This is a genomic window from Parapedobacter flavus, from assembly GCF_035818675.1.
Taxonomy (GTDB): Bacteria; Bacteroidota; Bacteroidia; order Sphingobacteriales; family Sphingobacteriaceae; genus Parapedobacter; species Parapedobacter flavus.
Genome location: NZ_JAYKZZ010000006.1, coordinates 145856 through 161318, shown reverse-complemented (window position 1 = coordinate 161318; position 15463 = coordinate 145856). Strand labels below are relative to the sequence as shown.

Annotated in this window: 11 protein-coding genes; 4 read left to right on the top strand and 7 right to left on the bottom strand. The window is 53.2% G+C overall.

Going from position 1 to position 15463, the window contains the following annotated elements; translation table 11 throughout:
* Positions 1 to 122 precede the first annotated feature (122 nt).
* The 4 genes from porX to U9S71_RS06395 all read left to right on the top strand — a co-directional run bounded on the left by porX (position 123) and on the right by U9S71_RS06395 (position 3786).
* Positions 123 to 1676 carry a T9SS response regulator signal transducer PorX gene (porX, locus tag U9S71_RS06410; RefSeq protein ID WP_326326112.1) on the top strand — a complete coding sequence of 518 codons (1554 nt, stop codon included), beginning with the start codon at positions 123 to 125 and terminating at the stop codon, positions 1674 to 1676.
* A 21-nt stretch (positions 1677 to 1697) separates the two neighbouring features.
* Entirely contained in the window at positions 1698 to 2114 is a 417-nt protein-coding gene (gene tsaE / locus U9S71_RS06405; RefSeq protein ID WP_326326111.1) for a tRNA (adenosine(37)-N6)-threonylcarbamoyltransferase complex ATPase subunit type 1 TsaE, read from the top strand.
* Between the two features lie 82 nt (positions 2115 to 2196).
* Positions 2197 to 3135, top strand: a complete 939-nt coding sequence (locus U9S71_RS06400; RefSeq protein ID WP_326326109.1) for a ring-cleaving dioxygenase — start codon at positions 2197 to 2199, stop codon at positions 3133 to 3135.
* Positions 3136 to 3147: 12 nt separating this feature from the next.
* Positions 3148 to 3786 (top strand): alpha/beta hydrolase, encoded by a 639-nt coding sequence (locus U9S71_RS06395; RefSeq protein ID WP_326326107.1) that lies wholly within the window; start codon positions 3148 to 3150, stop codon positions 3784 to 3786.
* Between the two features lie 6 nt (positions 3787 to 3792).
* Here U9S71_RS06395 and bglX read toward each other — a convergent pair whose 3' ends face one another.
* The 7 genes from bglX to U9S71_RS06360 form a co-directional block, all read right to left on the bottom strand.
* A complete protein-coding gene (gene bglX / locus U9S71_RS06390; protein WP_326326224.1) occupies positions 3793 to 6048 on the bottom strand; it encodes a beta-glucosidase BglX in 2256 nt (751 codons plus the stop codon).
* 108 nt (positions 6049 to 6156) lie between these two features.
* Complete coding sequence (locus U9S71_RS06385; protein WP_326326105.1) at positions 6157 to 7656, bottom strand: sulfatase family protein; 1500 nt, start codon at positions 7654 to 7656, stop codon at positions 6157 to 6159.
* A 12-nt stretch (positions 7657 to 7668) separates the two neighbouring features.
* Positions 7669 to 9438, bottom strand: a complete 1770-nt coding sequence (locus U9S71_RS06380; protein WP_326326104.1) for a family 43 glycosylhydrolase — start codon at positions 9436 to 9438, stop codon at positions 7669 to 7671.
* An 18-nt stretch (positions 9439 to 9456) separates the two neighbouring features.
* Positions 9457 to 10812 (bottom strand): glucoamylase family protein, encoded by a 1356-nt coding sequence (locus U9S71_RS06375; protein ID WP_326326103.1) that lies wholly within the window; start codon positions 10810 to 10812, stop codon positions 9457 to 9459.
* Between the two features lie 14 nt (positions 10813 to 10826).
* Positions 10827 to 12812 carry a glucoamylase family protein gene (locus U9S71_RS06370; RefSeq protein WP_326326101.1) on the bottom strand — a complete coding sequence of 662 codons (1986 nt, stop codon included), beginning with the start codon at positions 12810 to 12812 and terminating at the stop codon, positions 10827 to 10829.
* Between the two features lie 7 nt (positions 12813 to 12819).
* The gene (locus U9S71_RS06365; protein WP_326326099.1) at positions 12820 to 13884 is read right to left on the bottom strand and encodes a LamG domain-containing protein; all 1065 of its coding nucleotides are present in this window, start codon (positions 13882 to 13884) and stop codon (positions 12820 to 12822) included.
* Positions 13885 to 13917: 33 nt separating this feature from the next.
* Positions 13918 to 15456: a RagB/SusD family nutrient uptake outer membrane protein gene (locus tag U9S71_RS06360; RefSeq protein WP_326326098.1), complete on the bottom strand. Its 1539-nt coding sequence runs from the start codon at positions 15454 to 15456 to the stop codon at positions 13918 to 13920.
* Between the last annotated feature and the right edge of the window lie 7 nt (positions 15457 to 15463).

Below are 15463 nucleotides of genomic sequence, written 5' to 3'. Positions count from 1 at the left end.
AAAGATACGTTACCTCGCTGTTAATTTATGTTAAAAATCTCAATAGGGGCAAACTTTTCACTAAGTTCGCCCTTATTTATGTACTCGTACTACACGAGGCGATATACATTTGACGAGCCAACATGCAAGAAACAAATATACTTTGGGCAGACGACGAAATCGATTTGTTAAAACCCCACATCATGCTCTTGAACGATAAGGGGTATGGCGTAAAGACGGTTACCAACGGCAATGACGCTGTGGATGCTTTTAAAAAGGGATTTTATGACCTGGTGTTTTTAGATGAAAACATGCCCGGACTCACGGGGCTGGAAACGCTTTCCGAATTGAAAAACATCAATCCGGCAGTGCCCATGGTGCTGGTCACCAAAAACGAAGAAGAGCACCTGATGGAGGATGCCATTGGCTCCAAGATCGATGACTACCTCATCAAGCCCGTAAATCCAAAGCAGATCCTGCTGACCATTAAGAAGCTGACGGAAAACAAGCGGTTGATTAGCGAGAAGACGTCCATGGCCTATCAACAGGATTTCCGGAATCTGGGCATGATCCTCAACGATAATCTGGACTACGAGCAGTGGGCCGACGTTTATAAGAAACTGGTATACTGGGAGCTGTCGCTCGAAAAGCTAGAAGATGCCGGCATGCACGAGGTGCTTACCTTGCAAAAGGCGGAAGCCAACATGCAGTTTTTCAAGTTTATTGAAAAAAAATACCTCCAATGGGTAAAGGATCCCGAATCGGGCCCGGTGATGTCTCACCAACTCTTCCGCAAGAAAGTATTCCCTACGCTGCAGGAAAATCGGCCAACTTTTTTCTTCCTGATCGACAACCTGCGGTATGACCAATGGCGCATCGTCAATGAAGTTATCACCAACTACTTCCGGCTCGAAGAAGAAGACACTTACTACAGCATCCTTCCCACGGCCACGCAATATGCCCGTAATGCCATCTTCAGCGGACTGATGCCGTTGGACATGGAACGCCAGCACCCGGGGCTATGGCAAAACGACGAAGATGAAGGGGGCAAGAACCTGCATGAGGATAAGTTTCTCGCCGATCAAATCAAGCGCACTTACCGCAAGGAATGCAAGCATTCATACACGAAGGTGCTAACCCTTGAACAGGGTCGCGACGTAACGGAAAACCTCAGCAACCTGATGGGCAATGACCTCAATGTGCTGGTCTATAACTTCGTTGATATGCTATCGCACGCGCGTACCGATATGGCGATGATCCGTGAGCTGGCCAATGACGAGGCGGCTTACCGGTCGCTTACCCTATCCTGGTTCGAACACTCGCCCCTGCTCGACACGTTGAAATGGCTCGCCCAGAAACCTGTCCGTCTGGTCATCACCACCGACCACGGCACCATCCGTGTAAAGCATGCGAGTAAAGTGATCGGCGACCGTAACACGAACACCAATCTGCGGTATAAACAAGGCAAAAACCTCAATTTTATCGCCAAGGATGTGTTCCATGTAAAGAATCCGCACGATGCCATGCTACCGAAGCTGCACGTTAGCTCCAGTTTCATCTTTGCCCGTGACGACTCTTATTTTGTATACCCGAATAACTACAATCACTTTGTCAATTATTTCAACGACACATTCCAACATGGTGGTATATCGCTGGAAGAAATGATCATTCCGTTCGCCACATATACCTCGAAATAGCAAAAACCGTATTTTTGTCCCATGGTTATTGATGTTCCAACCTTGGAAGGATTGCCCGAAGCGGCTGGCCGGATGCTGGCTGTGGTGGGCGACCGGCGTGTATGGTTATTCTACGGCGCCATGGGTGCCGGTAAAACCACGCTCATTAGCGAACTGTGTAGGCAACTCGGCGTTGTCGATGCCACATCCAGCCCCACATTTGCTATCGTCAATGAATACGATAGTGCTGCGGGTACGCTCTACCATTTTGACTTTTACCGTATCAAGTCGGAACGGGAAGCTTACGACCTGGGTTATGAAGATTATTTTTACTCGGGTTCCTATTGTTTTGTGGAGTGGCCCGAGAAGATAGCGGATCTGCTGCCCGATGACGCCGTGCGTATCCATGTCACGGCAACTGCTGATGGTCGCCGGCGCATCACCGTTGATGGTGTGTAAACCATAACCGCTTTCTTGTCCTAGATTAATGTGTGGGAACAATGCCCCCCGTATCTTTGTAATCAAAGAAAGGAACACGATCATGGACAACAACATCTTAGGTATCCATCACATCACGGCCATTGCTAGCGATGCCAAACGTAACTACGACTTCTACACCCGCGTACTGGGGCAACGGATGGTCAAAAAGACGGTCAACTTCGACGATCCGCAGACCTACCATTTCTATTTCGGCGACGAAGTAGGCACACCGGGCACCATCCTGACGTTCTTCCCCTGGGGCAACCGGGTGAAACCAGGCCGCCGCGGCACGCGGCAGGTTACGGAAATCGGCTATACCGTGCCGGCAGGAAGTCTTGATTTTTGGAAGAACCGGTTGGAAGCGAACAACGTGATCTATAATAACCCTGCAGAAAAGTTCGGCGAGCAGTACCTCACTTTGCTCGATCCCGACGGGCTAAAGTTCGAGCTTACGGTACCCGGCAAAGCCGATACCCGTACGCCGTGGACAACCGATGAAGTCGATGCGGCTCATGCCATACGTGGCTTCCACCACGTGACCCTCACCACGGAGAAGATAGACGCGACGGCCCGAGTGCTCACCGACGTCTTCGGGTACCGCCTGCTGCAACACGAGGTAAACCGCTACCGGTTTATTACCGATGCGGTGGACCATGCGGCCCTGGTCGATCTGGTAGAAGCACCCGGTGAAGCCGAAGGGCTCGTGGCCGGTGGCTCGGTACACCATGTGGCTTTCCGTGTGAAGAATGAAGCTACCTTGATGCACTTCCGTGAAAAAGTGATTGCCCAAGGGTTGCACATCACGGAAAAAATAGACCGTAACTATTTCTACTCGCTCTACTTCCGCGAACCGGGTGGCGTATTGTTTGAAATCGCCACCGACAACCCCGGCTTTGCCACCGATGAGACCGTGGCCGAATTGGGCAGCGGATTAAAGCTGCCCGCCCAATACGAAGCGCACCGCGAACAGTTAGAAAAAGTGCTACCCCAATTGGATTAACAACTAACAACCATGTATACACACGAAAAACAACTCATACGAGCCGGCAAATCGGCTGCACACGCCAGCAAGGCAGTGGTGCTGCTCCACGGACGGGGCAGCTCCGCCCCTGGCATACTTTCACTTGCTCGCCATCTCCAGCTCGATGACGCACTCCTGCTGGCACCACAAGCTACCAACAACTCGTGGTATCCTTATAGCTTCCTCGCGCCCGTTGCAGACAATCAACCTGCTTTGGACTCGGCATTGGCGCTGGTGGGTGAGGCGGTAGCAGCGGCGAAACAGGAGGGTATCCCAACCCAGGACCTCTATTTTGTAGGTTTCTCGCAAGGCGCGTGCCTGGCACTCGAATACGTTGCGCGCCATGCGCAACCGTATGGCGGTATCGTTGCCTTCACAGGCGGTTTGATTGGCGAATCACTGGATTTGGAAAACTACGCGGGCGACTTTGCAGGCACGCCCGTATTGATTACATCGGGCGATGATGACCCGCATGTGCCCCTGCACCGAATTGAAGAAAGCGTGGCGGTTTTGCGTAACCTTGGCGCCACCGTAACCACAGAAATTTACCCGGGCAAGCCGCACAGCATCAGTCCTGACGAGACGTTGCTGGCCAACAAAATGATATTTGGCGGCAACGACCCGGATTAACCCGCCTTAATCGGCCAATACAAACCGGCGCTCCTGTACATCGCGCGAGTTCGTGCCGACAGCTAGCACGAACTCGCCGGGCTCGGCAACATAATCCAACTGGGCATTGTAAAATTTCAGGTCGTCGACCGTCAGGCTGAAAACCACGCGTTTCGACTGGCCAGGTTCCAATCGGACCTTCTGGAAACCCTTCAGTTCTTTCACTGGCCGTGTTACCGAGCCTACCACATCGTGGATATAGAGTTGCACCACCTCTTCACCGGCAACATTGCCCGTGTTGCGCACGTCCACGCTCAGTTCGAGCGTATCCGTTGGCTGTAGGGTATCCCTGCTTAGGGCCATATCTCCATAGGCAAACGTGGTATAGCTCAAGCCATAACCAAAAGGATATAGCGGCTCGTTACTCACATCGAGGTAGTTGGAGCGGAATTTCTCGAACCACTGCCCCTCGGCAAGCGGCCGGCCGGTATTCTTATGGCTGTAGTATAAGGGTACCTGTCCCACGTGCTGGGGAAATGTGGCGGGCAACTTGCCCGATGGGTTCACGTCGCCGAACAGCACGTCGGCCACGGCCTTGCCCGTTTCGGTACCGCCAAACCATACATTAAGGATGGCGGGTACGTTTTCATGCTCCCAAGTGAGTACAAGTGGTCTACCTGTAAACAGGACCAATACGACGGGCTTACCCGTTTTCAGCAGCTCCGCCAACAACCGCTGTTGCACGGCGGGGACCCGGATATCCGTGCGGCTCGACGATTCGCCACTCATCTCCGAGCTTTCGCCCAAGGCAGCGACGATGACGTCGGCCTGTTGTGCGGTGGCCACCGCCTCGGCCAGGATGTCGGCCTCCGGACGCTCATCGCGCGGAATGGTACGGCCGAACATCGTCGCCCGCTCTTGGTAGCTGGCGTCTTCCAGCAGGTTCGACCCCTGGTGGTGGATGATGTTGACCCTGTTACCCAACGCTTCCCGCATGCCTTCCAGGAGCGAAGGTGTGTTTTCCAAGTCGGCGCTTACGCTCCACGTACCAGGCATGTTGCTACCTGTATTGGCCAAAGGACCGATCAGCGCTACGGTACCTGTTTTTTTCAACGGCAGCAGGTGCTGGTCATTTTTGAGCAGCACGAATGATTTCCCGGCCGCCTCCCGTGCCTTGGCCAGATGGCCCGGGTGGAGAATAGCCGCTTCGGCGCGTTCAGGATTGCAATAGCGGAAAGGATCATCAAACAATCCTAATTTATACTTCGCCTCTAAAACGAGTCGGCAGGCCCGATCGATGTCCGCTTCGCGTACTTTGCCTTCATCCAATGATTTCTTCAGTGTGGTGAGAAACCCCTCGCCCACCATATCCATATCGACACCCGCTTTGAGCGAACGTGCGGAAACCTCCTGCAAATCGCCCAAGCCATGAGCCACCAGCTCATTGATGGCCGTATAATCCGTTACCACCAAGCCATCGAACCCCCATTGGTCGCGAAGAACATCCGTCATCAGCCATTTGTTGGCGGTGGCCGGCACCCCATTGATGTCGTTGAACGATGTCATCACACTCCCCGCCCCGGCATCGATCGCGGCCTTATATGGTGGCAGGTACTCGTTGTACATGCGGTGCAGGCTCATATCGGTCGTGTTGTAGTCGCGCCCGGCTTCGGCGGCCCCATACAATGCAAAATGCTTCACGCAGGCCATGAGTGTATTGTCTGCGGCGAGGTCATCGCCCTGATAACCGTGCACCATTGCCTCAGCGATGCGTGCGGTCAAATACGTGTCCTCACCCGATCCCTCGGATATGCGCCCCCATCGTGGATCGCGCGAAATGTCGACCATTGGCGAAAACGTCCAGTTGAGCCCATCGGCGGATGCTTCCACGGCCGAAATCCGGGCCGTCTCCTCGATCAGGCCGAGGTCCCATGTAGCGGCGAGCCCCAAGGGAATGGGAAAGATGGTCTTATAGCCGTGGATAACATCCAGGCCAAAAATCAATGGGATCTTGAGCCGCGATTGGTTGACAGCCAGCTCCTGCGCTGCACGGATACGTTGAGGCGTCGTTATGCTGAAGATGCCGCCGATCTTTCCTTCTTTTATTTTGGCTTCCACGCCGGTGCTCACCACCGACCCGGTGGTCACTTCACCTGCCGTGACCAGGTTCAGCTGACCAATCTTTTCCTCGATGGTCATCTGTTGCATCAGGCCACCTATAAAACGGTCCATCTCTGCACTTGATTGTGCCTCTACTTGCAGCGTCGGTAAACCGACCATCATGATTGTCCCCAACAAGGGGACCTGTGTTCGCACATTCATCTTTTCCCTATTAATTTTGAACCTCCCTTACCGCCTCATGTTCGGATCCTTCCTTTTTGCAGGCCATCCTCAATACGTTCCGCGATAGCGGTGGTCAATACGTTTCTGGTAAATTTTCTTAAGCGGAATCTGCAAACCATCGGTAGATTCCAGCCAGTCCCACAGTTCCCGTTTGAGCTGTCCGGCCATTTCCTGCGACTCCGGGTCACGGATGAGGTTGTTCATCTCATACGGATCTGTCTCCAGGTCGTACAGCTCATTGGTGTCCCATAGTCCGTGATTGAAGATATATTTATAGCGGTCGGTGCGGATAGCAAAAACCGTTGGGGTCTGCGGAAAGGCCCACTCCCAATAATATTCGTAAAAGACTTTGTTTCGCCACCCGGCGATTTGGTTTCCTTGCAGCAACGGTAGGAAGGAATAGCCTTGCATCTGCGTCGGTTTTTCAATACCGGCAATATCGAGGATGGTAGGACCAATATCCACGTTCATCACCATCTGGCCGATTTCCGTTTGTGGTTTTATCAATTTGGGCGACCATGCCAGCAGCGGCACGCGCATGGAGGCTTCATACGCATTGCGCTTATCAATCAGTCCGTGCTCACCAAATAAGAAGCCATTGTCGCCCATGTAAATAACGAGTGTATTTTCGGCTAATCCCTTTTGTTCGAGCCATTTGATTACACTGCCGATGCTTTCATCGACACTGCGCAGCGTCTCGCAGTACTGCCGGTAAAAATCTTCAAAGGCAATCGTTCCATCATACATGTGATCCACGCCGTGCCAGCTGTACCGTTGCTTACGCACCCAATCGGGAATACCATCTAAGTTAACGGGACCGTCATAGGGTGTCTCCACGCCTACATGCATGCTGCTATCGGTAGCGGTGAGGTACATCGACGGGGGAACGATAATGGGCATGTCTTTGTAGCTTCCGCGATGCCGCTCGGCGGGGTTAAACTCGGCGTGCACACCCTTGTGCGACAGGTAAACGAAAAACGGCTGGTCGCGGTCGAGTGTCTCGAGCCAATCGAGCGCATAATCGGTAAGCAGGTCGGTGGTATAACTGCCTTCCGGCTGCTTGATCTCCTCACCGTTGATGTTGAAGGTCGGCGAGTAATACACCCCTTGTCCGCGAAAACTTACCCATTGGTCAAAACCGGGCTGCTTGCCGCTACCTTCGTGGCCCATGTGCCATTTACCGAAAAACCCTGTTTTGTAACCCTGTTGCTGCATGTATTGCGGGAAAAAAGTGAGCCCCTGGGGCATGGGAGCGTTATTATCCACGATGGTATGCGTGTGTGCATATTGCCCGGTAAGGATGGATGCCCGACTGGGGGAGCACAGTGCGGTGCTGACAAATGCATTTCGAAGGTGCGCGCCCTCTTTTGCCATGCGGTCCATGTTGGGCGTTTCCAGCCCCGGCACCTTATCCATGAAACCCATGAAATCATACCGATGGTCATCGCTTAAGATGAACACGACATTATAAGGTTTGCTGGATGGTGTTTGCGCCCATAAGGCAGTACCACAAACACATAACACGAAAAAAAGATAGATTTGTTTCATGACTTGCTTATTTTAATCAATCCGTTTCACCTCGCTCCTCGCGGAGATCCCATTCTCATTGATGGCCTCAATTGCAAAATAATAGGGCTTTTGCCTATCCATCGCTTTGTAGTAATACTCATTGGCGCCGTGCACCATAATGCAATTATACAGTTTATCCGGAGCAAGCCCGGTATAGATGTTATAAGCATAGGCATCATCCACTGGGCTCCACTTGATCCAGGTACTGCGCTTATCTTTCTCCGTGCGCATAATGATGAAATCATCGACGGCCGCCGGTTCGCTCCCCTGTCCCCGACCAAAAATCCGAAGGCCGCTGATGGCGAACTTACCGGTTGGCATGTGTATGTTTTCCAATTTGATATAACGGGCTTTCACCGGCTGTGGGAGCTCCACATAATCGTGGGGTACATCCGTTTGGTTTCGGCTTTTATCAACAAGCACGCTCCAGTTGCGGCCATCTTCCGAATAAGACAACACGTACTGGTGGTAAATGCCATTCATTTTCCCAAGAAATGCGCTGTCCACATCCTGGTCAGCGTAATTGACCTGCACGGCATGCACCGTACTCACCTCACCAAGGTCACTTTGCACCCATTCGCCTTTGTTGCCTGTTGCAGCACTCCAATAGGTCTTCATACTTTCGTCGACCGCGTAATTCGCAGGGTAACCAGCGCCCAGCGTGGACGACACCTGAACGGGCTTTTGGTAATTGAGCAGCATCCACCCCGTGAAACGGCTTTCCCGGTGGTCGGCAGGTCCGTCGGGCAGGTAGTGCGGATAGTCGCCAAAGGCGGTATTTGCATACATTACGCCATCTGCGTCAAAGCCTGCCGGCCAAACCCCCAAGCGCCTCTCGAAATTATTCTTGACACCCAGTACCACGGTAGCGACGTGCCAGTAGTTGCCGCCATTGTCTTTGAAAGTGGACCCGTGGCCAGCACCACGTGCAAAACCACCGGGTTTATAGCTAAGTGGATCAGACTGCGTGATAAACGGACCTAAGGGGCTGTCGCCAACAGCCACCCCATCGGCATAGCCGCTGAATTCGGTACCGGGGGCGGCATATTGGAGGTAATATCTTCCGCCATGTTTGGTCATATGTGCTCCTTCGATAAACGGATCGAGGAACGTATTATCCATGTATTCGCCAAAGCGCTGCCAGCCGTAGCGCCAGCTTTCCAGAAAATAGACCTCTTTGCGTGTGCCAATCGGTTCGAAGGTCTGCCGATTGAGTTCAATCCCATACAGCGGATAACGGTTGCTGCTACCGTTATACATATAAAAGCGCCCATCATCGTCGGTGAAAAAGTCGGGATCCCACCCCCCGATGGAAAAGGAATCCACCAGCGGTTGCCATTCATTTGCTTTGGGATTGGTGCTCATCCACAAGGTAAATTTATCGGTGTATGTAGACCCGAACACGAGCATGGTATCGCCCACGATACCCACGGCAGGTGCACACAACTCATCGTAGACATCACCGTTCCACGGCCGGAGGAATTTTTTGGACACGAAATGCCAATCGGACAGGTCACTGCTCCACCAGTAGCCCCATTGGTTGGTACTAAACAAGTAGTAGTCGCCCTGATAGTTTACGATTACCGGATCGGCCGTGGCACGGTGGCAGCCCCACTCCGAAAAATTGGGGATAGGTGTGTAGCCGTAGTCGATATTTATCGGATTGCAGTATGTGCGGGGCGCCTGCGCCGTGGCTATTCCACCCCAAAGCATCCATCCGATTACCGCAAGCAACCGGACATATTTCCAAATACCATCCATATCCTTATCCTTCCATCCTTATATCTTCGGGCTTTCAAACCCCAGTTTCCGCAACCCAACCTGAATTTCGGGTGCCCCCATAAATAAGTCCCATAATAGTCCCGTTCGATGGTTCTCGATCATGACGGGGATGGGGCCCTGGTCAATGGCCAAGTAGCGTTGTGGGTACCAGTTTTCCGTTTCGCTGTACGCATCGTAAAAACCGTACTTGCCCCATACTTTATCGCCAAGCTCTTCGTAAAGGTAGCGGATCATTTCCATACTGTGTTCCGGCGTATAGGGGAGCGATGACAAGGCCGCTGTCGGTGAAATCACTCCACGGTCGTTATCGGGGTTATGTGCTGCATATCCCTTCACCGAGTAGCTCGCGGTAAACCCCCATCCACCGGCAGGTGAACCATACCCTTTGTAGCCCTTTGGATTATCGATGGCGTAGTCGTAATGGATAAGCGCGTGGTTACGGTTCAGTTCCCAATAGTCTGCATATTGATCTTTCAGGCCACGCGGGTCGAGGCCCAGGTACGAATAATGTGACCAGAACAGCGGTCCGACCCCATTGCTATCCGGCACGTTGTGTTTGAGGATGATGGGATGGCCATAGCGCTCGGCATCCGTGGTGATGGCGCCCCCGCGTGCCCAACCCTCGTGGTACACTTCAGCAGGCACCCCGTAAGTGGGTGACGAGGCCGCCAGCACGTAGGTAATAAGACATTCGTCGTAACCCCGGATGGGGTGGTTTGCCGCCCAGTCTGCTGTGGGACTCCAGTGCCAGTACAGCACATTCTGCCCATACTGCCGATACCAGTCCCATTCGATGGCTTTCCAGAGGGCATCGGCGCGTGCAGCCAATTGCTTTTCTTGTTCATTGCCCTGCTGGAAGTATTCCCTGACGCAGATCAACGCCTGCGCCATAAAAGCGGTTTCAACGATATCGCCGCCATTATCGTTCTTGCTGAACGGCTTAGCTTTACCTGTGGGGCCATCTAACCAGTGCGGCCATGCCCCATGGAAGCGGTCGGCTTTCGCTAGGTAGTCGAGTACATTCTCAAAGCGGTCTACGCCGGCCTGGCGCGTGATGAACCCCCGTTCCATACCCACGATGATGGCCATCAGTCCGAACCCGCTACCCCCGATGGTAACGACTTCTTGATCGTTCTGCGCGTATTCGCCATCGATGTGGATACGTTCACGCGCAAGGCCCGAGACCGGCTCGGCGCCATCCCAGAAGTACTGGAATGTCTGCTGCTGCACGAGCGTGAGGAGGGAGTCGTCGGACAACGCATCACCGTTATGGTTGCTACTTTGTTGGTTGGCGCCGTTGCAGGCGGTTAATGTTACCGTAGCTATTAATATCGTATAGATGTAATGATTCATGATTTGTTTTAACATTATAATTTGGGGCTGTTAAAGCCCAGTTTACGTAATCCTGATTTTACTTCCGGCGCACTCATAAAAAGGTGCCAGAGCAAGCCTGTGCGATAGTTTTCAATCATGGCGATAATCGGACCTTGATCGATGGCGAGGTAGGAATCGGCGAACCACTGTTCGGTGACGTTAAATGCATCGTAAAAGCCATATGCTCCCCACAGCCGGTCGCCTAGGGTGTAATAGAAGAATTTCAACGCCGCCATAGACTCTTCGGGTGTGTACGGAAATGCACTGAGTGCCGCAGAAGGCGTGATTACTCCCAGATCGTTGGTGGGCGAATGAGCGGAATACCCGCCGTGGCTGTCGCTTGCCGTGAGACCCCACGCACCAGATGAGCCGTAGCCCACGAAGCTGTGGGGGTTGCGCTCGCAGTAGCGATAATTAATCAACGTATGACTGACATTCTGGACCCAGTAGTCAGCATACGCATCATTCAAACCACGCGGATCGATGCCCAAAAAAGAGTACTGGCTGAAAAACAGGGGGCCACCGGATGGCGGACCAAGCGGTAACTCCACACCTTCATACGTGCTACCATTGCGCATCGCGCCGTCGCGCGCCCACCCTTTGGTATATACGCTTTCGGGAATACCTTGCGTAGGCGATGCCGCCGCCAATACGTACGTGATGAGGGATTCGTTCCAGCCTCTTATAGGCAGATTCATTGCCCATTCCTTATCCGGCGACCAATGCCAATAGAGTACATCCTGGCCACCGCGTCGGTACCAATCCCACTCTATGGACTCCCACAGGCCGTTGATGCGGTCGATGAGTTGCTTTTCGGCTGGCGTACCGGCTGAGAGATATTGCCGCATGGTGATCAGCCCCTGCATCAATAGCGATGTCTCTACCAGGTCACCACCATTGTCATTGGCGCTGAAAGGCATCGCTTGACCCGTATTTCCGTTGATCCAATGCGACCACGCCCCATGGAAACGATCAGCAGTTTCCAAAAAAGAAAGTATCGTTGCCAGCCGCCCCAACCCTCCCTCGCGCGTAATAAACCCCCGCTCCATACCCACGATAAGCGCCATTACGCCAAAACCCGAACCACCGCTGGTGACCAGGTTGCCCGACGTATTGCGCTCACGGGCCATGCCGCTGGCGGGATGGGCAAAATCCCAGAAATATTTGAACGTTTGCCGTTGCACCAAGGTAAGCAGCTCCTCATCGGAAATGACAGGGAACTTCGGTTCAGACGCTGCGGCGGTATATAATGTCCGTTCCAGCCCCCCGAACCTTTCGCCGGCAGCCCCGGCCAGCTCATCCGAAATCTGTAATGTGAATTTCGTGAAATCTTTCAGCGACGCGTTGCTTGTTAAGCTCATTGAGCGTCCATCCGCAGCGAGTTCTATCTGAAGATTCACCGTTCCCGAAGCTCCGACCAATGTCACGGCCTGTTGTGCCGCTTCGGCATCCAGCGGACCGGAAAACCGGATCGTCATGTCCAAATCAAGTGGCACATCGACCAGTACGGTTGATTGGCCGACAGACGCTCCACCTACTTCGACGGCCGTGACCTGCAAGTCTTCCATCACGGTTTTAAACCGGATGTTATAGGCTTGGCCATGGCTACTGCCGCTGCCTTGCAATTGATCAGAAATAACCAGCGTATATAGGGTATTGCTCAACAAGGGCCCTGTGGGATGCACTACAACTGTGCTTCCATCGGCAAGAAAGCCGAAGCTAATTTCCGCTTGGCCGCCATCGTGGCTTAACGTAATAGCCGAATTGGCCGATGCGGTATTGACTGGGCCGGAAAACGCCAGCGTGATACTGCGATCGGTGGGCAGCCCCTCAACAACGTCGTCCACCACCAACTCGACGTCACCTACCATTGCCCGCTGTAACGCAAGTGTGCCGATACGATCCGTTTTGCAACCGGCCAGGAATAAGGCCAGGCACAGCAACCAACTAATTCGTATCGGCACACGCAGGTTCGTCATGTTTTTACTAGTTATCTTCAACGATGGTCTGTACTTCCTCCTGGGTCAGCGCTTTATCAAAAATCCGCAGCTCGTCGATGAGGCTCAAGTCTGACAAGTGACCCCACTCGGTAAAATTCGGCGCGCCTGAGCCGATGGTGAGCACGTCGCAATCCGCCCAACTCACTCCGGGATAGGTACCCTGGCTTACCGCTGTTCCGTTAATGTATACCGCACATTGGTCGCCAGCAATCGTAAATGCCACATGCACCCAATCGCCGCCTGCCTCTACGTCGGCCGCGGCCCCGCCATCAAACCAGTTGTCTGCGGTGCCGTTGCCCACATTGAGTTTTATCCGTTGTTTACCACCTGCATTTTCGCGGAACAACCGGAAACCGCTTGTCCGGTTATTATTCGTCGGCCCTGGGGGGCTCACCGTCAAAATGCCGCCGCGATCCGGGGTAGCGTTAACCTTATACCAGAACGACGCGCTGAATTCGTCGTTTATCAAACCGGTGGTGGGCAGCGTCAGATAACTATCCGTTGCGCCGGCGTAGGCGCGGCCCGACTTGCCTGCGGCGAAGCCGGGGCTACCCACCTTGTTAGCGCTGATGTTTTCTAGCAAGTCGAGGTAGAGATCGCCTTCAAACGGCATGTAGAATATCTCACCAGAGTACTTAGCCTGATAGACATTGCTGATTTCGAAGGCGAAGCTCTTCGTCGTATTCTTGCCGGATGCATCCGTGGCCGTCACATCGAATGTGTAGTCGCCGAGAGGCAGTGTCTCGCTGAGGTGCGTGGTGGCTACCCGGCGATAGTCCTTGAAATCGGTGTACGTTTCCAATGTAGCCCCATTGAGTGCGATGGCAATCGAGGTAATCTCGATATCGTCTTCGACTTCAAACTCGAAGTTAATGCTCGTCGATTCGTCCGTAAAGGGGATCAACACCGTTTCATTCGTGGGGTAGCTGATGGTGACCTCGGGGGCCATTTCGTCCGCCCCCGGTTGAACGGGGCTGATGTCGTCTATGTAACCATCCTTGCAGGAGGCGGCGACAAACAGCAAGACAAGTAATTTATTGATCAGTTTCATGTTCAATCCTATTTAAATTCCTAATTGGTCTTTCTAATTTTCCTCATTCAGCTGGGGGATAATACCCACCTGTGCCAGCGGATACGGGAAGAACCTGTCGTTAGCCGCATCATACGAGCGGCCGCCATACGAGAGTTCCGCCGTACGGTCGTGGCGTAGCATATCGTAGAACCGTACGCCCCATTCGGCGCCAAATTCGGCAAACTTTTCATCGAGCACCTGATCGATCGTCACGCCACTCAGCGGACCAAGCCCCACCCGGCTCCGAACTTCGTTCACCGCGGCATCGGCAGTCATGACCGAGCTGGTCGCTCCGCTCACCAACGCTTCCGCATGCATCAACAACACTTCGGCATACCGTAGGCAGATGAAGTTCTTATTCTCGCCATAGGCCGTCCGGCCGGTGGTAAGCTGGGTTGACGGTAGGTAGTGCTTACCACTTAAAAACTTATACCGCGGGTGATTATTGAACACGTCACCTTCGGGTGTCGTGTTTGATACCCAATCGGGCAGATTGGCGTATGCGGGGTCGGCTTCCAAATCGGCAATCCCAGCCGGGGTAAACAACACGGTGGTCTGCAAGCGTTCCCGATCACCGCGGTCAAGCATAAACTTAATATACTTCACACTTGGCTCCCAGAAACCCCAACCGCCACCGGATCCACTACGGACGGGCGCCCAGTTACCGGGGCCGAAGAAATCCCAATTGTACTTGTTAGACGTACCGGTAGGCGTACCATAATCGGAATACTGCAATTCAAGCAGGTTTTCGTCGTTAAGCTTACCGGGAATCTTAAACAATTGATAGTAGTCTTCCTCCAAGGTAAACAGGCCGCTACCGATGATTGCTTCGGTAGCCTGCGCCACCGCCGGATAATTTTTCAATTCGAGGTTGGCTAGCGCCTTGACGGCCAGCGCAGTATAGCGTGTAACGCCACCCGGCACGTCGGTGCGCTGATTGGGCCGTACATCGGGCAACATCGGGATGGCTTCATCCATCAATGCGCTGACATGCTGCATGACTTCTTCGAAGCTCGACAGTTCCACATTGAACAAGTCGGATGGTTGCGACGTGCGTGGGATGAGGATGCGGCCCCACAAGCGGGCCAAGTGAAGCAGCTCATAGCCCTGCATCACTTTAACCTCTGCGATGTATTGCTGAGCGGTTCCTTGGTTAGCCCCAGCTTCTTGGTACTTTTGGATTTCTTCGATGGCCCCCTGCCAATGGATGAGGTCGGAATAGAGGTTCAGCCACGCCGAGTTGAGCATCCAGAAATTCCGATCGTAGCGAAAGCTATCCACCTGCGCCAAAAGCGGCTGATCGCCTTTGCCACCTACGTCGATATCATCACCGCGTACACTCACCAATGGGAAGGTTTCCCATTGCAGTTCGTACAATTCATTATAGGCACCGTAAAGCATCAGCGTCATGTTTTCGGTGCGTGAATAATCCGTTTCTTCGGCTACTTGCTGATTTTCGAGCGGTTCATCCAGCAACTGGCTGCACGACATACTGAGTATCAATCCCATCAGTGCAGCGGCCGCGTATTTAATATTTTGTATAGGTTTCATAGTTTCT